Origin of the sequence: Paenibacillus sp. FSL R5-0887 (assembly GCF_038002305.1) — a bacterium.
GTDB classification, from domain to species: domain Bacteria; phylum Bacillota; class Bacilli; order Paenibacillales; family Paenibacillaceae; genus Paenibacillus_AQ; species Paenibacillus_AQ odorifer.
Genome location: NZ_JBBOCE010000002.1, coordinates 1,939,734 through 1,964,487, shown reverse-complemented (window position 1 = coordinate 1,964,487; position 24,754 = coordinate 1,939,734). Strand labels below are relative to the sequence as shown.

18 protein-coding genes and 1 other RNA gene are annotated in these 24,754 nt (G+C 44.5%); 16 read left to right on the top strand and 3 right to left on the bottom strand.

The window, feature by feature from the left end:
* The first annotated feature begins 52 nt into the window (after window positions 1–52).
* From MKY14_RS26480 to MKY14_RS26415, 14 genes are all read left to right on the top strand, one after another.
* Complete coding sequence (locus tag MKY14_RS26480) at window positions 53–1,234, top strand: phosphoglycerate kinase (protein ID WP_036687122.1); 1,182 nt, start codon at window positions 53–55, stop codon at window positions 1,232–1,234.
* Window positions 1,235–1,260: 26 nt separating this feature from the next.
* On the top strand, window positions 1,261–2,013 hold the full coding sequence (gene tpiA, locus MKY14_RS26475; protein WP_036687124.1) for a triose-phosphate isomerase: 753 nt from the start codon (window positions 1,261–1,263) through the stop codon (window positions 2,011–2,013).
* A gap of 1 nt (window position 2,014) precedes the next feature.
* Entirely contained in the window at window positions 2,015–3,559 is a 1,545-nt protein-coding gene (gpmI, locus tag MKY14_RS26470) for a 2,3-bisphosphoglycerate-independent phosphoglycerate mutase (RefSeq protein ID WP_076305439.1), read from the top strand.
* Between the two features lie 73 nt (window positions 3,560–3,632).
* Entirely contained in the window at window positions 3,633–4,919 is a 1,287-nt protein-coding gene (gene eno, locus MKY14_RS26465) for a phosphopyruvate hydratase (RefSeq protein WP_036687130.1), read from the top strand.
* Between the two features lie 231 nt (window positions 4,920–5,150).
* Window positions 5,151–5,384 (top strand): preprotein translocase subunit SecG, encoded by a 234-nt coding sequence (secG, locus tag MKY14_RS26460; RefSeq protein ID WP_076126868.1) that lies wholly within the window; start codon window positions 5,151–5,153, stop codon window positions 5,382–5,384.
* A 354-nt stretch (window positions 5,385–5,738) separates the two neighbouring features.
* Window positions 5,739–8,606 (top strand): ribonuclease R, encoded by a 2,868-nt coding sequence (gene rnr / locus MKY14_RS26455; RefSeq protein ID WP_076280352.1) that lies wholly within the window; start codon window positions 5,739–5,741, stop codon window positions 8,604–8,606.
* A gap of 746 nt (window positions 8,607–9,352) precedes the next feature.
* Window positions 9,353–9,832, top strand: a complete 480-nt coding sequence (gene smpB, locus MKY14_RS26450; protein ID WP_036687155.1) for an SsrA-binding protein SmpB — start codon at window positions 9,353–9,355, stop codon at window positions 9,830–9,832.
* Between the two features lie 201 nt (window positions 9,833–10,033).
* Window positions 10,034–10,398, top strand: a transfer-messenger RNA (tmRNA) gene (ssrA, locus tag MKY14_RS26445).
* Window positions 10,399–10,694: 296 nt separating this feature from the next.
* Entirely contained in the window at window positions 10,695–11,057 is a 363-nt protein-coding gene (locus tag MKY14_RS26440; RefSeq protein WP_076126889.1) for a hypothetical protein, read from the top strand.
* A gap of 408 nt (window positions 11,058–11,465) precedes the next feature.
* Complete coding sequence (locus tag MKY14_RS26435) at window positions 11,466–11,831, top strand: hypothetical protein (RefSeq protein ID WP_076126891.1); 366 nt, start codon at window positions 11,466–11,468, stop codon at window positions 11,829–11,831.
* A gap of 792 nt (window positions 11,832–12,623) precedes the next feature.
* Window positions 12,624–16,787, top strand: a complete 4,164-nt coding sequence (locus MKY14_RS26430; protein ID WP_340977721.1) for an S-layer homology domain-containing protein — start codon at window positions 12,624–12,626, stop codon at window positions 16,785–16,787.
* Between the two features lie 373 nt (window positions 16,788–17,160).
* A complete protein-coding gene (locus MKY14_RS26425) occupies window positions 17,161–17,343 on the top strand; it encodes a hypothetical protein (RefSeq protein WP_139329976.1) in 183 nt (60 codons plus the stop codon).
* Between the two features lie 284 nt (window positions 17,344–17,627).
* Window positions 17,628–18,935 (top strand): aminoacetone oxidase family FAD-binding enzyme, encoded by a 1,308-nt coding sequence (locus MKY14_RS26420; RefSeq protein ID WP_081388342.1) that lies wholly within the window; start codon window positions 17,628–17,630, stop codon window positions 18,933–18,935.
* Between the two features lie 31 nt (window positions 18,936–18,966).
* Complete coding sequence (locus MKY14_RS26415; protein ID WP_076279924.1) at window positions 18,967–20,283, top strand: BaiN/RdsA family NAD(P)/FAD-dependent oxidoreductase; 1,317 nt, start codon at window positions 18,967–18,969, stop codon at window positions 20,281–20,283.
* Between the two features lie 204 nt (window positions 20,284–20,487).
* Here MKY14_RS26415 and MKY14_RS26410 read toward each other — a convergent pair whose 3' ends face one another.
* Together MKY14_RS26410 and MKY14_RS26405 are read right to left on the bottom strand one after the other, a co-directional pair.
* Window positions 20,488–20,934 carry a YdeI/OmpD-associated family protein gene (locus MKY14_RS26410; RefSeq protein WP_340977717.1) on the bottom strand — a complete coding sequence of 149 codons (447 nt, stop codon included), beginning with the start codon at window positions 20,932–20,934 and terminating at the stop codon, window positions 20,488–20,490.
* A 50-nt stretch (window positions 20,935–20,984) separates the two neighbouring features.
* Window positions 20,985–21,455, bottom strand: a complete 471-nt coding sequence (locus MKY14_RS26405; protein ID WP_340394816.1) for a DinB family protein — start codon at window positions 21,453–21,455, stop codon at window positions 20,985–20,987.
* Between the two features lie 283 nt (window positions 21,456–21,738).
* Between MKY14_RS26405 and MKY14_RS26400 the strand changes: the two genes are divergently transcribed.
* Window positions 21,739–21,936 (top strand): helix-turn-helix domain-containing protein, encoded by a 198-nt coding sequence (locus MKY14_RS26400; RefSeq protein WP_076126901.1) that lies wholly within the window; start codon window positions 21,739–21,741, stop codon window positions 21,934–21,936.
* An 82-nt stretch (window positions 21,937–22,018) separates the two neighbouring features.
* On the opposite strand, the gene MKY14_RS26395 is transcribed toward MKY14_RS26400, so the two are convergent.
* Complete coding sequence (locus tag MKY14_RS26395; RefSeq protein ID WP_169744731.1) at window positions 22,019–22,195, bottom strand: hypothetical protein; 177 nt, start codon at window positions 22,193–22,195, stop codon at window positions 22,019–22,021.
* Between the two features lie 345 nt (window positions 22,196–22,540).
* Here MKY14_RS26395 and MKY14_RS26390 point away from each other — a divergent pair, with 345 nt between their 5' ends.
* Window positions 22,541–24,694: a pectate lyase family protein gene (locus MKY14_RS26390; RefSeq protein ID WP_340977716.1), complete on the top strand. Its 2,154-nt coding sequence runs from the start codon at window positions 22,541–22,543 to the stop codon at window positions 24,692–24,694.
* Window positions 24,695–24,754: the final 60 nt, after the last annotated feature.

The following is a 24,754-nucleotide window of genomic DNA, read 5'->3' as shown; positions in this document are numbered from 1 at the left end:
ATGTATTTCTTGTTTCCTGCTAGAAACAATTTTGGGTGTGGAGGAATTAATCATGAACAAAAAAAGCGTCCGTGATGTAGAAGTAAAGGGTAAGCGCGTATTTGTACGCGTGGATTTCAACGTACCTGTAGAAGACGGTAAAATTACTGATGATACTCGTATTCGCGAAACACTTCCAACCATTAAATATTTGATCGAGAACGGTGCAAAGATCATTCTTGCGAGTCATATGGGTCGTCCTAAAGGCGAATTCGTAGATTCCATGCGTTTGACTACTGCTGCTGAACGTCTGTCCGAGCTCCTTGGCAAACCCGTAGCTAAAGCTGACGAAGCAATTGGCGAAGCTGTAAAAGCAAAAATCGCTGAGCTAGGCGAAGGCGACGTACTTGTACTTGAGAATGTTCGCTTCTACCCAGGTGAAGAGAAAAACGATCCTGAACTGGCTAAACAATTCGCTGAATTGGCTGATTTGTTTGTTAATGATGCGTTTGGTGCGGCTCACCGTGCACATGCATCGACAGAAGGTATCGCTCATTTCTTACCAGCTGTATCCGGTCTTTTGATGGAGAAAGAATTGTCCGTTCTTGGTAAAGCTCTTTCTAACCCAGAACGTCCTTTCACTGCGATCATCGGTGGTTCGAAAGTTAAAGACAAGATTGATGTTATTGATAACTTGTTGTCTTTGGCTGATAACGTCCTGATCGGCGGTGGATTGTCTTATACATTCACTAAAGCACAAGGCTTTGAAATCGGTAAATCACTAGTAGACAACGACAAACTTGACGTTGCTCTTGGATTCATCGAAAAAGCAAAAGCACTTGGTAAAAACTTCATGCTTCCTGTTGATGTTGTTGTTGCTGATAAATTTGGTGCTGACGCTAACACTAAGATCGTTGATTACAATGAAATCCCAGAAGGTTGGGAAGGACTTGATATCGGACCTAAGACTCGTGAACTTTATGCCGATATTATCAAGAACTCCAAGCTGGTTGTCTGGAATGGACCTATGGGCGTATTCGAAATCGATAAATTCGCTGAAGGTACACTTGCAGTAGCAAAAGCTTGTGCAACTACTGAAGGTTACACTGTTATTGGTGGCGGAGATTCCGCAGCAGCAGCAGAGAAATTCCACCTGGCTGATCAAATGGATCATATCTCCACTGGTGGCGGTGCATCCCTTGAGTTCATGGAAGGCAAGGCGCTTCCTGGCGTAGAAGCACTGAACGATAAGTAAGACCTAAGAAGGAGGCAACATAAGTCATGAGAACACCTATTATTGCAGGTAACTGGAAAATGTTCAAAACAGTTCCTGAAGCAGAAAGCTTTATTGCTGAAATTAAAGGCAAAGCAGAAGTAGAAGGCGTTGAGACTGTAATCTGCGCTCCATTTACTAACCTGCCTGCACTTGTAGCAGCTGCAAAAGGTACTAACATCAAGATTGGTGCACAAAACCTACACTTTGAAGATAACGGTGCTTACACAGGCGAGATCAGTGGTGTAATGCTAAGTGATCTTGGTGTGGACTATGTTATCATTGGCCACTCTGAGCGTCGTGCTTATTTTGGCGAAACGGATGAAATCGTGAATAAGAAAATGCATGCTGCATTCCGTCACGGAATTACTCCTATCGTATGTGTTGGCGAAAAGCTCGAAGAGCGTGAAGCTGATCAAACTAAAGCAGTATGTAAAGTACAAACTGAAGCTGCATTCCAAGGTCTTAGTGCCGAGCAAGCAGCAAAAGTTGTTATTGCATACGAACCTATCTGGGCTATTGGCACAGGTAAATCTTCCACTTCCCAAGATGCTAATGAAGTTATTGCTTACATCCGCAGTCTTGTAAAAGATCTGTATGATGCAGCAACAGCTGAAGCTGTTCGTATTCAATACGGCGGCAGCGTGAAGCCTGAGAATGTAACTGAGTACATGGGCCAAAGCGACATCGATGGTGCGCTTGTTGGCGGTGCCAGCTTACAACCGGATTCCTTCGTTCAATTGGTTGAGGGGGCGAAGTAAGATGTCAGCTCCAAAACCCGTAGCTTTGATCATCATGGATGGTTTTGGTTTGCGTGGAACGACAGAAGGTAATGCCGTTGCTCAAGCCAACAAACCTAACTATGACCGTTACCTGAAACAATATCCTAACACTACACTCACTGCTTGCGGTGAAGCTGTAGGCCTTCCGGAAGGGCAAATGGGCAACTCCGAAGTAGGGCATTTGAATATTGGTGCAGGCCGGATCGTTTATCAGGATTTGACTCGTATCGATAAATCGATTCGCGAGGGTGAGTTCTTCGATAACGAAACCCTGGTTAGCGCAGTTAGAAATGCTAAGAACACTGGCAAAAAGCTTCACCTTTATGCGCTTGTATCCGACGGAGGGGTACATAGCCATATTAACCACCTGTTTGCTATGCTTGACCTGGCTAAAAAAGAAGATATGCATGAAGTGTATATCCATGCTTTTATGGACGGTCGTGACGTAGCTCCTGATAGTGGGAAGAAGTTTGTCCAAGATCTAGTAGCTAAAATCGAAGAGGTTGGCGTGGGTACAATTGCAACGGTGTCCGGACGTTATTACGCAATGGATCGTGATAAACGTTGGGAACGTGTAGAGAAAGCCTACCGTGCTATGGTTTATGGTGAAGGCCCTAAATACACGGATGCTGTGCAAGCCATCACTTCATCTTATGAAAACTCGGTATTTGATGAATTCGTTGAACCTAGTGTAATTGTAAACAGTGAAGGCAAACCTGTAACGGCAGTAGAGAGCGGCGATTCCGTCGTATTCCTCAACTTCCGTCCTGACCGTGCTATTCAATTGTCACAAGTGTTCACGAATCAAGATTTCCGCGGTTTCGATCGTGGTCCTTTGTTCCCGCAAAACCTGCACTTCGTATGCCTAACTACTTTCAGCGAAACGGTACAAGGTTATGTAGCCTATTCACCGAAGAACCTGGATAACACATTGGGTGAAGTGCTTGTTCAACAAAACAAGAAGCAACTGCGCATCGCGGAAACTGAGAAATATCCGCATGTAACCTTCTTCTTTAGCGGTGGACGTGACGAGGAGCTTCCTGGTGAAACTCGGATCTTAATCAACTCTCCTAAAGTGGCAACCTATGATCTTCAACCTGAGATGAGCGCATACGAAGTGGCTGCAGCCTGCGTAGCGGAAATCGAAGCGGAAAGACAGGATGCTATCATTCTTAACTTTGCCAATCCTGATATGGTTGGACACTCCGGCATGCTGGAACCAACAATCAAGGCTGTAGAAGTGACGGATGAGTGTGTAGGTAAAGTAGTGGATGCGGTTGTTGCCAAAGGTGGCGTTGCCATTATTATCGCTGACCATGGTAATGCAGATATGGTATTTGACGAGAACGGTCGCCCGTTCACAGCTCATACAACCAATCCTGTTCCGTTCATCGTGACTACTGAGAATGTTGTATTGCGTGAATCCGGTATTCTTGCAGACGTAGCACCAACAATCCTAGATTTGATGGGACTTCCGCAACCTGCGGAAATGACCGGACAATCCATGATTGCTAGCCGTAAGTAAGGTAAGGTATAACGCCTTTGATTTTAAGCTATACAAGTAAGACCAAAACAATGTTAAAAGGAGATTAACTTACATGACTATTATTTCTGATGTATATGCTCGCGAAGTCCTTGACTCCCGTGGTAACCCTACTGTAGAGGTTGACGTTTATCTGGAATCCGGTGCTAAAGGCCGCGCTATCGTTCCTTCCGGCGCTTCCACTGGTGCTCACGAAGCTGTAGAACTTCGTGATGGCGACAAATCCCGTTACATGGGTAAAGGCGTTCTGAAAGCTGTTGAGAACGTAAATGAAATCATCGCTCCAGAAGTTATCGGTATGGACGCTCTTGACCAAGTGGGCATCGACAAATTGATGATTACTTTGGACGGAACTCCTAACAAAGGTAAATTGGGCGCTAACGCAATCCTAGCTGTATCCATGGCAGTAGCTCGTGCAGCTGCAGCAGCTTTGGATATTCCTTTGTACGTATACCTGGGCGGATTCAACGCTAAAACTCTACCAGTACCAATGATGAACATCATCAATGGTGGTGAGCATGCGGACAACAACATCGACGTTCAAGAGTTCATGGTTCTTCCTGTAGGAGCTCCAAGCTTCAAAGAAGCTCTTCGCACAGGTGCTGAAATCTTCCACAACTTGAAATCCGTACTTCAATCCAAAGGCCTGAACACAGCTGTAGGTGACGAAGGTGGTTTCGCACCGAACCTTGGTTCGAATGAAGAAGCAATCACTACAATCATCGAAGCTATTGAAAAAGCTGGTTACAAACCAGGTGTTGACGTATTCTTGGGTATGGACGTTGCTTCCACTGAGTTCTACAAAGACGGTAAATACACCCTTGCTGGCGAAGGTAAATCTTACACTTCCGCTGAGTATGTTGACCTTCTTGCTTCATGGGTTGAAAAATATCCTATCATCACAATCGAAGACGGTATGTCCGAAGACGACTGGGATGGCTGGAAATTGCTTACTGAAAAATTGGGCGACAAAGTCCAATTGGTTGGTGACGACTTGTTCGTAACTAACACTGAGCGTCTTGCAACAGGTATCGAAAAAGGTATCGGTAACTCCATCTTGGTTAAGGTTAACCAAATTGGTACATTGACTGAAACTTTTGATGCTATCGAAATGGCTAAACGTGCTGGTTACACAGCAGTTATCTCCCACCGTTCCGGTGAATCCGAAGATAGCACAATCGCTGATATCGCTGTTGCGACTAATGCTGGTCAAATCAAAACAGGTGCTCCTTCCCGTACAGACCGTGTTGCTAAATACAACCAATTGCTTCGCATCGAAGATGAGTTGGGTGAATTGGCTCAATACAACGGCCTGAAATCCTTCTACAACCTTAAAAGATAATCTGCTTTTATAGCAGACTTCGAAGACCCGCCGTTATGGCGGGTCTTTTTTATGATTTGAAGAAGATAGACTTTAATAGGTTTATCCTTATCTTGCAAGAAAAGCTACGACTTAACAGTCTAAGCTGTTGTATTACCGACAGCGCTATGATAAAATAAGAATACTGTTTATGTATCGTGATAACCTAAATTACCATAGATAGTGATGCTTAGGCGTAGGAGGTGGAAGTGAATGGATATCTTTTTGAAAGTTGTGCTCCTGATTTTTTCCGTCGGTCTTATTGCGGTCGTTCTTCTGCAAAAGGGGAAAAGCGCGGGTCTTTCCGGTGCCATCTCTGGCGGTGCTGAGCATCTCTTTGGTAAAACAAAAGCTCGTGGTATGGAGCTTGTACTACAACGTGTAACTGTTGGACTTGCTGCTGGTTTCTTCATCATGGCGATTCTAGCTGCTATTCTAATCGACTAAAAGATCTACCGTAAGCCCTCGCTCTGTTCTAAATGGAATAGAGCGGAGGCTTTTTTGTTATATTAAAAGGAGTTAAAAAGCACCTAAGGGTGCTTTTCTTTTCATATTCGCAAAGAAAAAGGCTGGATCGATAGGAAGTAAATCTGAAATTGGCATGGATGTATTTCAGCAGTTAAAGGAAATTTTGTACTGTGTTAACCTTTGGATGACAGTAACAGGGATGCGCAGGATTGATTTCGTGTATACTAGGGTATGAAGTAGTAAAGGTAAAATTTACTTGGCATTACTGCAGGGCAGGACAAGATATACATATTTGCCAGCGGCTTGAAGCCGCGGAGGGCTGGGGTGACGAACATGATAACACAAGAAATATTACTCGATTTCATGCGGGAAACTGCATATAAACCAATGACTTATGAAGAGCTGGTGAGTCATTTTGCTCTAGAGGATAGTGAAGGGTTTAAAAAGTTCGAGGAGCTGCTGATTGAATTAGAGCAGGATGGAAGAATTGTATTAACCCGTACTGCACGTTATGGCGTGCCAGAACGGATGGATTTGCTGCGTGGACGTTTACAAGCACATGCGAAGGGTTTTGCTTTTTTAATCCCGGATGATCGTGATCATCCTGACGTATATATCCATGCAAATGATCTTAAGGGAGCTATGAATGGCGATATCGTTCTGATTCGTATTACCTCTAAAAGTCCGTCCGGCGGACGTATGGAAGGCGAAGTAGTACGTATTGTAAAACGTGGCGTGTTGCAGACGGTAGGTGTTTTCCAAAACCTGGAGACCTATGGCTTTGTGCTGCCTGATGACAAGCGGATTAATCGTGATATTTTTATTCCGAAGCAATCCTTTAAAGGTGCTGTAGATGGTCAAAAGGTCGTTGTGCGTATTGTGAGTTATCCGGAAGGCCGAGCAGCGGCAGAGGGTGAAATTATTGAAATTCTCGGACATAAGGATGATCCGGGTGTTGATATTCTTTCCATTATCCGCAAACATCAATTGCCTGAAGCATTTCCAGCTGAAGTGATGGATGAAGCCGATAGTGCTCCTGATTCAATTACAGAAGAGGAGATTGCGGAGCAAGGAAGACGCGACCTGCGCGGGCTGAACATTGTTACGATTGATGGCGAAGATGCTAAGGATTTGGATGATGCGGTAAACGTACAGCGCTTGGAGAATGGACATTACAAGCTGGGCGTCCATATAGCAGACGTAGGTTATTATGTGCGTGAAGGCTCTGAGCTGGATAAAGAAGCCTATGACCGCGGTTGTAGTGTGTATTTGGTAGACCGGGTTATTCCGATGTTGCCGCACCGTCTATCGAACGGGATTTGCAGCTTGAATCCACAGGTAGACCGGTTAACAATGTCCTGTGAAATGGAATTTAACGAGCAAATGAAGGTTGTGAAGCACGATGTCTTTACGAGCGTGATTCGCACCAAAGAGAGAATGACTTACTCCAATGTTCGTAAAATTCTCGAAGATGAAGATCCAGAGCTGCTGGAACGTTATAGTCCACTAATTGATGATTTCCGCCTCATGAAAGAATTGGCGATGAAGCTGCGCGATGCGCGGATGCGCCGGGGTGCGGTTGATTTTGATTTTGAAGAGAGCAAAATCATCGTCGACGAGAACGGCAAGGCTGTAGATATCGTGAAGCGTGAACGTTCTGTAGCGGAGCAGATTATCGAGGAGTTTATGCTGGCGGCAAATGAAACGGTTGCTGAGCATTTCCACTGGTTGAAGGTTCCGTTCCTTTACCGGATTCACGAAGATCCAGATCCAGAGAAGCTGCAGAATTTCATGGCTTTTGCGGCCAATTTCGGATATCACGTCAAGGGCCGTGGCAATTCGGTTCATCCACGTGCTTTGCAGGATCTGTTGGAGCAAATCCAAGGCACAAAGGAACAGACGGTCATCAGTACGATGATGCTGCGTTCCATGAAGCAGGCAAAGTATGATGCGGAGAGCACGGGCCATTTCGGACTGGCTGCGGAATACTATTCTCACTTTACTTCTCCAATTCGCCGGTACCCCGATCTGGTCATTCACCGCGTAATGCGTGAAGTGATTGAGAATGGAGGGGCACTGACCCAGAAACGGCATGATTATTTGTCTAGCCGGATGCCTGACATTGCTCAGCAGTCCTCGGAACGCGAGCGTGTGGCGGTAGAAGCTGAACGCGATACGGAGCAACTGAAGAAAGCAGAATACATGCAGGATAAAGTAGGCGAGGAATTCGAGGCTATGGTCAGCAGTGTGACCAGCTTCGGAATGTTCATCGAGCTGGATAATACCGTCGAAGGTCTTATTCGTCTCAGTGCAATGAGCGACGATTATTATCACTTCGACGAAGGTCATATGGCGCTCATTGGCGAGCGCACATCGCGTGTGTTCCGCATTGGTGACGAGGTGAAGATCCGAGTCGCCAAAGTAAATATGGATGACCACACGATCGATTTCGAGTTGGTCGACATGAAGCCACGCGCGCCAGGCGAGCACCGCGGCGGTGGTTTTGCAGGCGGCCGCGGAGGCAAGGGCGGCCGTTCGGGCGGCGGCTTCATTAAGCCGGCCGGGGGCAAAGGCGCCGCGGGCAAGGGACGCGGCGGTAAAGGCAAGCCCGGCGGCGCTGCTGCAGGCGCGGGCAAGGGCAAGCCGGGCGCAGCTGTGCGCGCCGGTGAAGGGCCGCGCGAAGCGGCCGGTGTTGGCGCAGCGGGCGGACGCGGTAAGCGGAAGCGCGGGCGCGAGGCCGGCGAGGATGCGAGCCGGGTAGTTGCTGCGCCGGGCGCAGAGCGCGGAGGCGAAGCCGGCGGCAACGCAGGCGCGCCGCGTGAGCGCAGCGGCGGGCGAGGCCGCGGCGGAGACACCGGCGGTGCCGGTGGTGGACGCGGCATCAGCTTCGGCTTTGGCTCCGGCAAAGGCGGATACGGCGCTCCTGCGTCCGACTCCTCCGGCGGCGAAGCGCGGGGCGTGGACGGCAGCACGAAGTTCCGCAGCCGCGAGGATCGCGGGGGTAACTTTGGCGGTGGAGAAGGCCGTAACGGCGCTCCTACAGGCAAAGGCCGCCGCAAAAAGAAAACCAAAGGCGGCGTGTTCATCGGCCAGTCCGTGACACCAGGCAACGTAGAGACTTCTGAGCAAGTCACTTCTAAACGGAGTGACAATAATGGCGGCGCTCCAGAAGGAGCACCACGTAAGCGTAAAAAGAAATAAATGACGGTTATGCGTTGCGTAACTCTATAACGATACTAAGCACCGTCCCTCTTGGGGCGGTGCTTTTTAACTAATCATCAACTTGGTTAATTGCACTATGTGCAGTTAAATTTGGGTTATGTAGTAAAAGTGGTAGTTAGTTGCATTTTGTACATCTAAATCTGATGAGTTACCTCTAATTGGTCTGATTTCGCTTTTTTAGCTGCAGAAAGTGCAACTAATTAGTTTTTTGGCGGTGATAAGGCTTAAATAGTTGCACGAAATACATTTATATATAGAAAAACGTAGGTGATAGCAAGTGAATAGGTAGAGGATAGGATAGGCACAGTATAGGTAAAAGCGGCACTATTTGAATAGGCGTCGAATAGATGTATATCCAAGTAGGGGGAAGCGGATAATTGAGAACAAATATGTAATAAGTAATTAGGGTAGATGGATATAGATATGTGGAAATTAGTGGATAACTATCTGTTAATTAAGGCGCACAAGTAAAAGGGTAACCTCGCTATTTTCCAAAAAAGTCCAGATCAACTCAAATTAATGTTTTTTGTAACAAATGCTAGATATTGGGTAATGTTACTGACAACTATATGACAAATTAGGTGAGGTATATTTGGTTGAAGGTTCCTTGCGCTCACTTGATTCCATTTGTTACAATATAGATCAGACGTTCGATGGCTGTGTCGTTTAAGATTAGACAGACATGGTTACTTTAACTTATGAATATGATTCAAGGAGTGATTCTCATGGGTAAAAAAGCAGACGGGAAAGTACTCGCCCAGAACAAGAAAGCTTCCCATGATTATTTTATCGAGGATACTTATGAAGCTGGCTTGGTGCTGACGGGTACAGAGATCAAGTCGCTGCGTAATGGCCGCGCTAATATTGGAGATGCTTTTGCTACGATCCGCAATGGTGAGATTCAGATTCACAACATGCATATCAGCCCTTTTGAACAAGGTAACCGTGCCAATCCTACCGATCCCACACGCACACGTAAATTGTTAATGCATAAGGAGCAAATTCATAAACTGCTGGGCTTGTCCAAGCGAGATGGATTTACGATTGTGCCACTCAAGATTTATGTGCGGAATGGCTATGCGAAGCTGTTGATTGGTCTTGGTAAAGGTAAAAAGGAGTATGACAAACGTGACTCGGCTGCCAAGCGAGATGCTCAACGTGATATCCAGCGTGTACTGCGTGATAAGCAAAAGATCGCCAGATAATCTGGGAGAACTAGACGATTCAAAGGAGTTCCAGTTTCAACCTTCAATTCCTTTAACCCACGTGTTAAAGTGTTGATAAATGTGCTATACTGAGTAAGTAAGTTAGTTATTGCTTCGTTACAGTTTTCTTGAATAAGAAGCTGTAGATTGGATCTCTCTTGCTTGGAAGATCCGCTTGATCCGAAGCGCCCTTTTTAATGAGGGGCCGTTCTTGGATTCGACGGGGATAGTTCGAGCATGAGTAGCGAGTAGTGGGGACGCGTCCGCTTCATCAACGCTAAAGCCTATTAAACGGCAAACAACAAAACAACTACGCTTTCGCAGCCTAAGAAACTGTGTGCGTGCTTCTACTCTGCATCGCCCATGTGACAGGGATAGGGGCTAACAAATAGTGGGATACGCTGTCTCATCTCCGCCTGCGGTGAGCTGAAGAAGACAATCAGGCTGACCCAACGTATAGCCGGTTACGGGGCGATACTCGGGTGACATCAAATCCGTGACTACACTCGTAGAAGCTTATGTGCCGTTATCTTCGGACAGGGGTTCGACTCCCCTCGGCTCCATATGGAGTTTTAGAAAAAGCGACCTTTAGGGGTCGCTTTTTTGTATCCTCATAATTAAAGTTAGGCAATGCTTTTTAATGATTTCAGCCAATTCCTCAAACGTGTATTTGTGGTTTATCATGTCTACTATGAGGTCTTCGGAATGTTTGATATGCATTTTAAACTGCAAAAAGATTTCTCTTCCACCACGAATACCGTCCGCATGAGGATGGTTCCCATACTATTGTTAACGATACCCTTTTGCAAAGTTTCTTTGTTATAATTATTATAATAATCTCTTCATTGGCTGGTGATTATGAATGAGTGAAAAATTTTGGTTAGTAGTACAGTATCCTCTAAAAAGTGAAAAAGGAAGCCAACGTGATAACTGGTTAAGAGATAAAGTAATGGAATACCTGGACATATCTCTAATAGATGCTAACTTAGGTTGTGTTGATGGCTTTGATATGGGCAAATGCATTTCCGACCCAAAAAAATATGCTCTTAATATATTTTGTATCATTACGGAAGAAGAACGTAGTATAGCCTTGGTAAAGAGAGTTTTAAGAGATAGCAGGCTTGATTATACTCGTATAAAAATTGCTACAATGCCCTATGGAAAAGAAGAAACATATAGTCTTAAATTTTCCTATAAAAAGGGTGTTACCGATTTTTCGCTATAGCACAGTTTTGAGTTTAGAATTACAACTACACCGTAAAACAATTTTCTGGCGGGAGTCATGAATTTTGTGACATCAAAGCTCTGACTACACTCGTAGAAGCTTATGTGCCGTTATCTTCGGACAGGGGTTTGACTTCCCTCGGCTCCATAAGAGGAACCCGCTGAGATAGCGGTTTTTTTGCTGTTTAGTGATTGAATTGTAGACCGAATGCAGACAAGGAATTATGGGGAACTAAAAGTATTTATTCTTGTAGACATGTTGTCTACATCTAAAATTAGATCATTCACTTTGAAGTTAATATTTAGTGGCACATTTTCCGAAACTACATCTATAAGAGCTCGAACTGATATAAGATTAGATTATGGCATTAAGCACTCAAAAGCAAAAATATTCGGGGGAATTACTATTATGAGTTTCACTATTGATTATGTTAAAAATAAAAACAGAATTATTGTAACATCGGACGGTATGGAAGTTGAGGATGCCTTTGCGTACGCAGAACAATTTCCGAAGATACTGAAGAAAACTAAGCGAGGGTTTACAGGTATGACTGTAATCACTGGTGGTCTGGTATTTAAGCAAGAGGTGATGGCAATTCTTGCTCCAACTGGTGAAGATGCTGTGAAAGCTGGAATGTCCACAAAACACAAATGGGTGTATGTTGCGCCTACGGCGTTCTACAAAACGCAAATGAATCGTATGTTTAAAGATATTGCAAACTTGTACGAATCGATAGAAGAAGCTGAAGCGTATCTTGATTCCGCAGGGAATTAGCAACTTCTAAAAATTAAAAGGATCCAGCCATCATCTGTAGCGCCAAAGGTACTTTCTGCGTATTGAAGAAGCACTGTGAAAAACCGATATATTCAGGATTAACTTATATAAATGGATCACTATACTAAGGAGTTATTCCTATGACCAGTCTCCTTAATCAGAATGACTTATCAAATATTGGTTAGAATGCTTCTAGGATGACATCAAAACTGTAAGTAGACTCGTAGAAGCTTATGTGTCATTATCTTCGAACAGGGGTTCGACTCCCCTCGGCTCCATTTGAAAGACCCGCTGATTGATATTATCCCCTTCAAGTAGACACTCAAAAAAACCTTCATGTTATCATGTAGGCTTGAGTGCCACTTGGAGGGGATATTTTTTATGGCTAAAAAAGGTCAAACATTTCAGAAGTATACAGAGGAATTCAAATTAAAGGCGGTCAGAGCGTATTAAGAGGGTTCATCGAGCTATAAGGAGGTAGCTGAACGAGAAGGGATACGTAACTGTTCTCAACTGATTGAACACACATGAGGCCAGTTTTTTCGTTCTCTAAAGTATACCTAAATAGGATGAATAATAACTGGTTAAATTTACAAATTTGTCATGTGACAATAGTGATGACAGCAGTAACTATTCTCTCAAATGCTGGAATTATATAATGGATAGATTACATAGACAAGATAGGCTTCGTAAGGCTATTGTCTATAAATTTTTATTTTGTATTATTTATTTATAATGTAATTATATTACATAAAGTATTATATTGATATTTATATGAAATGGGGAGAAACATTGAGAGAAAGAATTCTAACTCTATTCATGACGATTGCTATTCTATTCACGACAATCACACCCGGGTTGGTACCGAGTGCTGAAGCAGCAGGAGGCACAGTTACAAAGACCTATACAGCAACTGCTGATACGATGCAATTAAATGGTCAAGCGGAATATAACGGAATCTATGATAATGACGGAGATGGTTATCTATATGTCGGCATGAGCAATAATGACGGCTTCGTCAATGTGCGCAATAGAATGGCCGCATCTTTCAATTTAGGTGCTCCAGAAGGGACCATTGTATCAGCAGAGCTGGTTGTGACGGTTGCTACTGTATTAAGAGTCCCGAATCACACGCTGTACATGGAGGCAAGGGGCTCTGCTGCGAATAGTTTGGACCATAATTTTAATGGTACCTTCCCCTTCGTAGATGTGAATAGCCCTTTTTCAGATAAATTTACGGCGAAAAGCACTGCGGAAGTGCCGATGGGCACTTATCTTCAGGATCAATCGATTACTTTCAATGTTAAGAGTGCTGTCGATGCCTTTACGGGTGGTTCTGATCGCACAGTAACTTTTACACTTAACGGCAATGAAGCAGATGCAGACAGCGGGAGATTTTTATTGTATTCCTTAGAAGCTTCGAATGCTGCATTTCGCCCGAAGCTAGTCGTTACTTATGAGACCGGACCGACGAATACCCCGCCTACGGGCTCTTTCAAAATTGCGGAGGGAACAGCGACAAGCGCCAGCACAGTCAATCTATCCGTAACAGGTTCAGATCCTGATGCAGGTGATAGTGTTACCCATATGAGATTTGCGAATAGCGTTGCTAATTTATCGGCGGCATCTTGGTTGCCTTTCAGCAATACAGCAACATTCAGTCTAAGTGGAGGGGATGGGGCGAAGAACATCTATATGCAGGTGAGAGATTCCAACAATGCGATATCTGCCAGTTCTTCTCAGATCATTCTATTGGATCAGACAGCACCAACAGGTGCACTGATTATTAATGATGGTGCTGCATGGACGAAATCAGAGATGGTCACTTTAAAAGGAACCTATACGGATGGAAGCGGCTCAGGAGTTGAGCAGGTGCGTCTCTCCAATGTTAATGGGACTTGGCAGACCAGCTGGTTCAGTATCGCTGATCTGAACGGGAGGTCATGGGTCCTTCCGGCTGGACAGGGAGTCAAAAACGTATATGTACAATATAAAGATAGAGTTGGTAATTCGAGCAACTCAACTATTAGTAGTACAATTACAGTAGATACAATAGCTCCTGTTATTACAAATGTAGTGAATAACATAGTATATAATAGCAAAGTTAATCCTCTATTTTATGAAGGCAGCGGATTGCTTAATGGGAGTCCCTATACCAGTGGTACAGACATCACCCAGGATGGAACGTATACACTGATCGTCACCGATCAAGCAGGCAATAGTGCGACGGTGGTTTTCAAGGTTGATACGATAGCACCTACCGTAACGGGAATAGCGAATGGTGTAATATACAACACAATCAAAACGATTACCTTTAACAAAGGAACCGCGACTTTAAACGGAGCTGCTTTTGTTAGTGGTGCACAGGTTTCACAAGATGGTGTGTATACCCTGATTGTAACGGATACAGCAGGCAATGTAACAACGATTAACTTTGAGATAGACACAACAGCACCTAAAATTAAAGGGGTAAGCGAGGGCGGGGTTTATAAGTCGGTAACTCCCAGTTTTAATGAAGGAACAGCGCAGCTGAATGGAACTGCTTATATGAGCGGTACAAGGATTGATCAGGATGGTGTGTATACGCTGGTTGTAACCGATACAGTAGGTAATGTAACAACGGTTAACTTTGAGATCGAAAATGTGGCGCCAATTGTTACGGGAGTAATGGAGGGCGGAATTTATATATCGGTAGTTCCTAGTTTTAATGAAGGGACAGCGCAATTGAATGGAACTGCTTATACAAGCGGTACAAAGATTGATCAGGATGGTGTGTATACGCTGGTTGTAACCGATGCAGCAGGCAACGTCACGATGGTGAAATTCATCATTGACAGAACCGCTCCAACCGTCACCGGCGTTGTTTACGGGGTGAGCTACAACACCGACAGAACGATCACTTTTAACGAAGGTACGGCAACGTTGAACGGAGATCCATTCGCAAGTGGCGAGACCGTTTCCGCTGAAGGCGACTATACACTCATTGTGACCGATGCGGTGGGCAACGTTACGACAGTCAGCTTTACGATCCACAAAACCGGCCCAACCGTTACTGGGGTTGTTTACGGATCGAGTTATAATACCGACAGAATGATCACGTTTAACACGGGAATCGCAACCTTGAACGGAGATCCCTTTGCTAGCGGATCTGAAGTCAGTGCCGAGGGCGACTACACACTCATCGTAACGGACGCGATGGGCAACGTTACAACCATTGCATTCACGATCGATAAAACGGTCCCGATCATTAGCGGTGTGACCGACGGCTCTATCTATAACACGAATCAATCGATTACGTTCAATGAAGGTACGGCGACCTTGAACGGAGATCCATTCGCAAGTGGCGCAACGGTTTTTGCCGAAGGTGACTATACGCTTGTGGTGACGGATGAGGCGGGTAACGTCACAATGATTTCTTTCACAATTGATCGAACAAACCCGATTATAACCGGTCTAACTGTAGGAATAAGCAACTACACCAGTCCGTTGACGATTGGATTTAATGAAGGTACCGCTACATTAAACGGTCAGCCCTTCACAACCGGAACGAGAGTTATATCTTCTGGCAACTACACGCTAGTCGTCATCGATGAAGCAGGAAATCAGACGATTGCCACGTTTACGCTGAACATCTCGACTCCTGAATCCGGTTCAGGTTCAAGCTCAGACCCAAGTACAAGCTCAAGTACAAGCCCAATTCCAAGCTTAGGGCTAGAGATCGAGATCAATGGAGTTAAACAGAAGGATTTAGCCAAAGAAACAACTGCTGTTATGAACGGAAAGAAAGTGACAACGGTAACCATCGACGAGAAGAAATTATCGCGTTACCTCGATTCCTTACCCGATAAGCCAGTCATTAACATACCGGTCCATAATGATTCAGATCGTGTTCTTCTGCTCTTAAACGGTCAGCTTATCACAACACTGAATGACCGAAACGCAGTTATTCTAATTCAAACGGAGCTTGGTTCCTATCTTCTAGCTGCCAACCGGATCGATTGGAGTCTTGTCACGAAGCGTTTCGGTTCGGAGGATGCACTGCGAAACATGGTGATTCAAGTCGAGATTACCAATGTACCAGAAAGCGATATCGTGCAACTTGCTAATAGTATAGGGAAGGCAAGACTCTTGTCGCCGCCGATTGATTTCAACATCACAGCAGCACATGGCGGTAAGACGATTGAGCTCAACAAGTTTCTTAGCTATGTCGAGCGGACGATTGTCATTCCCAATTCAGCAGATGATCACAATAAAAATATAACGGGGATTACGATGACGAAGGATGGAAACATCGTGCCGGTACCTACCCGAATGATGAGGGAGAACGGCAAGACCTTTGCTGTCATTTATAGCCTGACAAATAGCGTCTATGCCGTTATAGAGAATGACAAAACCTTTGCGGATATTCAGAATCATTGGGCGAAGTATGATATCGAACAAGTAGCGTCCAAGCTGATCGTCCAAGGTGTCACTGAATCGAGCTTTCAACCGAACAAGCAAATTACCCGAGCTGAGTTCACGGCGATGTTGGTCCGGGCTCTCGGATTACACACGGTTGATCAGCCTACTAGCTTTACTGACGTCAACAGCGGGCAATGGTATTACGAAACGGTCTCCATTGCGGAAGGCTACGGGTTAGTTACGGCAAGTAACAACAGCCAGTACACTCCCAACGAGAAGCTAAGCCGAGAAGAAGCAATGGTGTTGCTGGGGAAAGCCATGAAGCTTGCTGGGATGGATACAGCGATTTCCGATAGCGAAGCCGCTCAACAGCTTAGCACATTCAAAGACCATCATTTGCTCGACTTGTCTGCAAGAGCGGCAGCTGCACTTAACGTTAAATACGGAATTATCATAGGCAATCAAGGACAGCTTACGCCGAACAATGTCATTACACGTGCCGAAGCTACCGTCATTTTACAACGCTTGCTCGAAGCGGCCAAACTGAGTTCGTAACAGCAAGAACCTTCAACCACAAGCTAAGTGGTTGAAGGTTCTTTTTTGTGTATATTTAGAGGAACTCGTCATGCATTACCTCGTGATCACCCATTACAAACTCCTGCTCAGCCGTTATTTGCCCCTTCTAGATTTGATCGTACTTGCGAAGTTTGTAATTAACCGCTTCGAACGCTTCGTCTAGGTCTTGTTGTCGTTGCAACTCTTTTTTATGCTACTCAAGGATCGCCTTTCTTTATAGGAGAGTTTGTTTTCCTTGAATGGCTAAATCAGTGTAATAAAGATGCTTCCAAAGGCAAAGTTACGGATATGTCTACCGCAAGCTCTTATGCAGTGAATCTAATTAAAGATGAAGCAGAAGCTAGTATTATCAATGGGAAGAAGAATGGCGTATTTGATCCGCTGGGCAATGCCACACGCGCATCGATACGCTGACCAAGGAATGATCTTAAACTATGCTACCTCGCCAAACATCCGAATCATCACACGGCGGCGAATTGTGGATTTGTACAGCCATGGCTCGGCTCCATATGGAGTACTATTGAAGACACCATGAAAGGTGTCTTTTTTCATATTTTCAGAATATGATCTGGACTATGCGTGGCGGTTCAAAAAAATGAGTATCTTGCTAGATCCAGTATCTTTCGTATGTGGAATTAAAGATTGCAGTGAAGAAGGTGTGAAGGAAAATTTAAGGTTCTATATAGGGATAAAAAAGGCAAACCTAGGATAGGAAGAGTTAATAGGGAGATATAAATGAAAACCAGTATACTTATGCTATAATTTAATAAAGTGACTCTGTGTTTTAGAAAAATTGGATAAAGGATGCATTGACCAACCATGTATGAGAATCAGACTTCTATGCACCACAAGCTGTTTATTATCGGCGCAGGTGCTGCCGGACTAATGGCCGCCGTTACTGCGCGTGATATGGGTATCGATACTGCCATTCTGGAGGGTAACGACCGGATTGGAAAGAAGATATTAATGACAGGTGATGGCCGCTGTAACATTACGAATGAATCCACTGCGACGGGTACGGATGAAGCAATTGCTTTATCGCACAAGTATCACAGTAATCAGGCCGGATTTCCACTTGCGGTATTGCAGCAATTTGGCATCCGTCAGACTATAGATTTTTTCTCCTTTCTCGGGCTTCCACTTACAAGATTGAAGGAGGGCTTGATGTATCCAATGTCGCTGCAGGCAGCAGCGGTGCTGGATATTTTCCAGCTTGCGCTGGAGGATCGGAATGTTCCGGTATACCTCAATAACAAAGTGTTGGATGTTACTGTTTCGAAGAATCATCCGCGCTTCAAGATAAAATGCCAAACGGAGACAGAGGAGGAGGTTGTTTATACTAGCGACTATCTACTTCTATCTGCGGGTGGCCTTGCCGGTCCAAATGCGGGAAAAGAACCTCCTGGGTATACACTTGCCGAACGTCTGGGGCACACCCTGATTGAGCCTTTGCCGGCCATTGTGCAATTGAAGCTGCAATATCCGAATATGAGGGCACTGTCCACTATCAAATCTCAGGGACAAGCCCATATCATTGTGAACGGTAAAGTCATCTGCAGTGAACAGGGTGAAATTGCCTTCACGGATTATGGTATTACCGGCCCGCCAATTCTTCAGCTAAGCAGGAAGGCTGCGTATCATCTTGCAAGAGGAGAACAGGTAACATTGTCGGTTGATCTGATGCCGGGCCGCACGGAGGAAGAGTTAGTTGAGTTTTTAGAAAGGCTCTGGGAGACCTTTGGACACCGGACGGTTGCGGATTCTCTCGTTGGCATCTTTAACAAGAAGCTTGTTACGGTCCTACTCAAGGAGACCGGCTTAGATCAGCAACCACAGCTGCTTTGCCAGGCTCTGTCGTTGAAAACTAAGGGGAAATTTTATCAAATCTTGAAGCGTTGGGAATTTAAAGTGACGGATACCAATGGCTTTACGAATGCGCAAGTGACAGCCGGCGGCATTGATACGTCGGAACTCATCGAAGGAACGCTGGAATCCAAGCTGGTGCCTGGGCTGTATTTGGCTGGCGAAGTGATGGATGTCGACGGAGATTTCGGCGGCTATAACCTGCAATGGGCCTGGAGTTCCGGATATGTGGCCGCCATGGCGCTAGCTAAGTCAATTCAATAAATTTATTAGGAAAAGGGATGCATCAATTAACATGTATAAGGATCAGACTTCTAAGCACCACGAGCTGTTCATTATCGGTGGGGGTGCTGCAGGTCTAATGGCTGCAGTTACAGCGAGGGATCAAGGTATTGATACAGCAATTATTGAAAGCAATGACCGGCTTGGGAAGAAAATAATAACGACGGGTAACGGGCGTTGCAACATTACGAACCAATCCACCGCCACCGGTACGGATGAAGCGGCCGCTTTATCACGCAAGTATCACAGTAATCAGGAAGGATTCCCAATACATGTATTGCGGCAATTCGGTGTCCGCCAAACGATCGAATTTTTCTCCTCACTCGGGCTTCCTTTTGTAAGCTTGGAGAATGGCCGGATGTATCCGATGTCGCTGCAGGCGGCTTCGGTGCCGGGTGTATTTAAGCTGGCGCTGGAGGATCGGAATGTTCCCGTATATTATAAACATAAAGTGTTGGATGTTACCGTTTCGGCGGGACATCCGCGGTTCGCGATAACCTGCCAGACGGAGACAGAGGAACAGGTTGTGTATACCAGCGACTATCTTTTTCTATGTGCAGGCGGCCTTACCGCTCCCAAAACGGGAACGGACGGATCCGGTTATACGCTTGTCCAACGCCTGGGGCACACCCTGATCAACCCGGTGCCAGGCATTGTACAATTGAAGCTGGATTATCCGTATTTGAAGGAACTATCGGGCATCAAATTTGAGGGAGAGGCCCATGTTATCGTAAACAATGAAGTCATCCGCACTGAGTCTGGTGAGATTCTTTTTACGGACTATGGTATCTCGGGCCCGCCTATACTTCAGCTCAGCAGAAAGGCTGCGTATAATCTCGGAATAGGAGAATCGGTGACATTGTCGGTTGATTTAATGCCGGAGCGGACGGAGGAAGAGTTAATTGATTTTCTGGAGATCCACTGGGGGATCTTCGGACACCGGACGGTTGCCGATTCTTTTGTGGGCATCGTCAGCAAGAAACTGATTCCAGTTCTGCTGAAGGAGGCTGGAATTGATCAACAGCCGCACTTGCTTTGTATGGATTTATCATGGAAAACCAAGAAAATATTTTATCGAATCTTGAAGCATTGGGAATTTAAAGTGACCGATACCAATAGCTTCACGAATGCACAAACAACAGCCGGTGGCATCGATACGACGGAGCTAACCGAAGGAACGTTAGAATCTAAGTTAGTCCCTGGGCTGTATTTGGCAGGTGAAGTGATGGATGTGGATGGAGATTGCGGCGGCTATAACCTGCAATGGGCTTGGAGCTCCGGCTACGCCGCTGCTATGGCGCTTGCTAATCGACGTGCCAGCACCACGTAAGGGGGCAGAGGGTTGCTGACTCTTAAACGATCATCTATTACTATGGCAGAGGTTTGCTGTAACAAGTCTGGTTTTAGTAATGTGAAAGCGATGAGGATTGTTTCTCATCGCTTTTTTTGTGATTTTTTAAAGTTTTGTGCTCATTTTATTCGTTGCTTAACTCTGATGTCTTTATTTTACCTCAACTTTATTGTCGTCCCTTTATTAATCCTTAAGTTTATCAATTAGAGTTAGTATTCGTCTATTTTTTGTATCTTCCTTTTTAGCAAGCTCAATATAATTAATCTGCTCTCGTTTAATGTAATCAGGCTGGTTTAGAAATGTATTCAGCATGTGGTACTCTTCAAGGTTTGTAGTAATGTAATCAGGCACAATCAGTTTACGATTTTCCTCACATTTCTTAAGTATTATATGTAATGTATCACCGAGCTCTTTTTGTACTGCTCTTCGAATAAATTCGTTATAAACAAAATAATGCCCATTCTTTGACGGCAATAAAGTATGGTCAAATTCGTGCCCGTCAACAGAGATTTGAATAGGTACTTTACCATTAGTATTGAATATCTCCCTTACTGAATAGGGGAAATAGACTACTTTCCATTTCATTTTACATTCCAGCAGCCTTATCTCACTATCAAATTCATAAACCATACTAAATAACACTCCTCGGGTAAAGAAGCTGATTTCGGTCACTCATTTTATCATAGCCACTTTGCTGTTTGTAGGTGATTCGAATTCAATATGCTGTTGCAATAACCTATATGATGTTGAACATGCCTTATCTGCATGAGGATAACATCAGTTTTAGTTATTTCTTCGTATAGTACACATGGTTCCAATAATCTGCCGTCAGTAAGTTCAGCAAAAAAATTACGAGCCACACTCAATATCTCCTCTAGGTACGTCGTCATTTCCTCCTTAGTAGGGTAGTCAGAGCACTCCTTATCTAAGTCTTCTGTTATATCTTTACCGAAGTCAGGTATCGTGAATTCTTCATCCTTCTGCTGCCTAAACCAAAATTTCATGCTGGTTGTAGCGTGGAATATATGCTTCCAGTATTTATGCTTGGCATTCTTCCAAAAATGATCAGGACATACTTCGATAAGATTCTTCAACATTTCTACGGTTGGATCAAACTGTCTTCTTAAAACAGCCACCATCTTATCACTCATGTTCATCAACTCACTTCTTGAATTTTAGAATCTTAACTTTATTCTTGTTCTCAGCAACCAAAACCTTCCATCTTACGATGGTGCATTTGGAAAATTTGTGAAACATACTCAATCACAAACCCAACTGTTACGGGATTTTCCGTTCTTTGAACATCTTGATGATGAATAATTAGCTGAAATTGCTAAGGTATGTGGCGAGCGTACTTATATAAAAGGAGAGTCCATCTTTTTTGAGGGTGAAGAGGGAGAGGAGCACTATCTGGTTCTATCTGGAGTTGCTCACGTGTTGTTGCGTCTAACAGAACAGCACGGAGTGCCCTCTGATAAAGGTGTTCTAATCGATTTGAAATTAACGCATCAACACCTGGCGGATATGACAGGAACGGCGCGTGAGACCGTGACAAAATCATTGCTTGGATTACAGGATGAGCAGTTGATACGTATTGATCAGAGGAAAATACATTATGATGCGGCTCCATAGGTAGTAAAAGAAAAGACACCTTGAAGGGTGTCTTTTTACGTTATTGCAGCTTGAAAAGAAGATGCCAACATTATCCCCGACTTTAATGAAAGTTCCCGGTTTCATTTTCCGTGAATTTTCCGTCGCTGTCATGCTGAGATTGCTTGCGGCGATCATTACGGGCTTGTTGTTGCTGTTGGGCTTCCAGGCTGTTTACGGGCGTGGCTTCCAAATCTTTTACAGTGTTGATCAGATTCTTGTCTGGTTTATTTGCGCTCAATTGAAAATTCCTCCTTGTTTACCTAATGGTTGTGAATTTTATTATGTGCTGGCTACTGTGTGGCTATTCGTGTTGTATGATCACAATCCATTCGCTGTCCTATAATCATTAGCTCAGAACACGGTTAGATAGGGGAGATATGAGTAAATGATTGTTTCGGAACCTTTTTTAGTTTTGATATGTTGAACGTGTTCTGGTTCCAGAATTTGTATTATTTTCGAAGGGATACAGGGGCTAGATGCAGGATCTCTTTCTAAATATTTAGGAGGTGAAAAGAGAAACTTCATTTTTTTGCAAGCGGTTACAAGGATATCTGCAACAAATTTAAAATCGGGAGGAAATAAAATGAAAAAAAGAGTTGCAAAGGTAACCAGTATTGTTGTGTTGTTTTCTCTTGCTCTTTCTTTAATAGTAGGTGGATGGACAAATACGGTGGTGCATGCTGCTGGTCTTGCGGTAACAGGCAGTGGAGGCTGGAATGAAACGGCATATGTGGAATGGTCACCTGTAAGCAATGCGACAGGGTATAACGTTTATGTTAAATTGGCAAGTGCAGCGGATTCTGGGTATCAACAAATTAATAATGAGTTAATCCGCAAATATCCTTCCTACTGGAGAGCCGATGCTGTAGGGCTTGCAGCCGGAAATTATGTGATGAAAGTTGAAGCTACCTTGTCAGGGGGGGGGACGGTAAGTGCGGTTTCAAATCCACTATCCGTAACGTCATATGACCGCTCAGGATTTGCTTTTTCGACTAGCTCGCAATATGGTACGGGATCAGGGGCTTATAATGAGAATGGAACCCTCAAGAATGGTGCTCAAGTGCTGTATATAACATCTCAGACTGCGCAAACCGTAACCCTTGGTGTGAAAATCAACAGCTCCGGCGCTGTACAAACAGGGGTTGGCCTGGGCGGTATTCTGGCACTGAGACAAAAAGGCTATGATACAACTCCACTTGCGATTCGAATTATCGGAAAAGTTACAGCTGCTGATCTGAGTGGACAGCTTAACAGCAGTGGGTATCTTGAAGTCAAAGGTAAAAACAATTATTCGGAAATGAATATTACTATTGAAGGTATCGGAAATGATGCTTACGCATACGGATGGGGAATGCTTCTAAGATATGTAGGTAATGTGGAAGTAAGAAACCTGGGTGTAATGTTATTCCCCGACGATGGCATTTCAATGGATTCTGGCAATATGAATGTCTGGGTGCATAATAATGATATTTTTTATGGAGCTGCTGGAGGCGATGCAGACCAAGCCAAGGGCGACGGTTCCACAGACCTTAAAAATGGATCCAACTATATTACAATCTCTTACAACCATTACTGGGATTCCGGAAAATCTTCGTTAGTTGGTTTGAGTGAGCCGGCTGAATTTTTTGTTACCTTCCACCACAACTGGTTTGACCATTCGGACTCCCGTCATCCGCGGATTAGAGTGGCATCCGTCCATATCTATAACAACTTTTTCGATGGTATCTCCAAATACGGTGTGGGTGTTACTACAGGTGCTTCAGCTTTTGTAGAATCTAATTATTTTAGACATGCTAAGTTTCCAATGATGATCTCCTTACAAGGTACAGATGCTTTAGGGGAGGGCACGTTCTCAGGCGAAAATGGAGGTGTGATTAAAGCCTATAACAATCTTATTGTAGAGGCTTCAAGTCTCATCTATGCGAATTCAAACACAGGGACAGCTCCTGCTAATGTTACCTCATTTGATGCTTACTTAGCTTCGTCAAGAAATGAAACCGTCCCAAGCTCATACAAAGCATTAAAAGGCGGAACAGCCTATAACAACTTCGACACGAGCGTAAATACAGGAGTGAACGTATCTAATATTGATAACGTAAGCAATGTTGAACAGATTGTTATGGCAAAAGCCGGCCGTCTGAATGGCGGAGACTTCACATGGGAATTTAATGATTCAGTGGATGACGTTTCGTATGCGCTTAATACAGCGCTGATGTCTGCAATCAGAAGCTACACAACGGGACTTGTCTCTGTAGGGGGGAATTCAAACCCAACGAATCCGACTCCGACTCCATCAGTAACACCTACGCCAACAGTAACTCCTGTGCCAACAGCGACCCCAGCTCCAACAGCAACTCCTGTACCAACGGCGACTCCAGCACCGACAACAACGCCAGTGCCGACAGCGGGAGCAACCGTTCACAACTTTACTACGGATGGAACAACAAGCAGCTTCTTCAATATTCAAGGCAATCTCTCAACAAGTAAGGGAACTGTGGCCTATCAGGGTTTAACCCTAACCCAATGTCTAAAAATCGAGAGTGCAACCAGCATTCAATTCACTGCTGCTAAAGCTTCAACGTTAACCCTAGTGTTCAACACAGAGGGAACGAAAATCAAAGTGGATGGAACAAGTTATCCTATAACCAATGGCATTGCCACTGTCTCTCTAGCCGCAGGTGCACATACCATTACAAAAGATAGTACGGCGAATCTATACTATATGAAGCTGGAATAGGGGAATGGCTGCCTCTACTTTAATATGGAGTATCAGAAAAGCAGAAAAGCGACCTGTAGG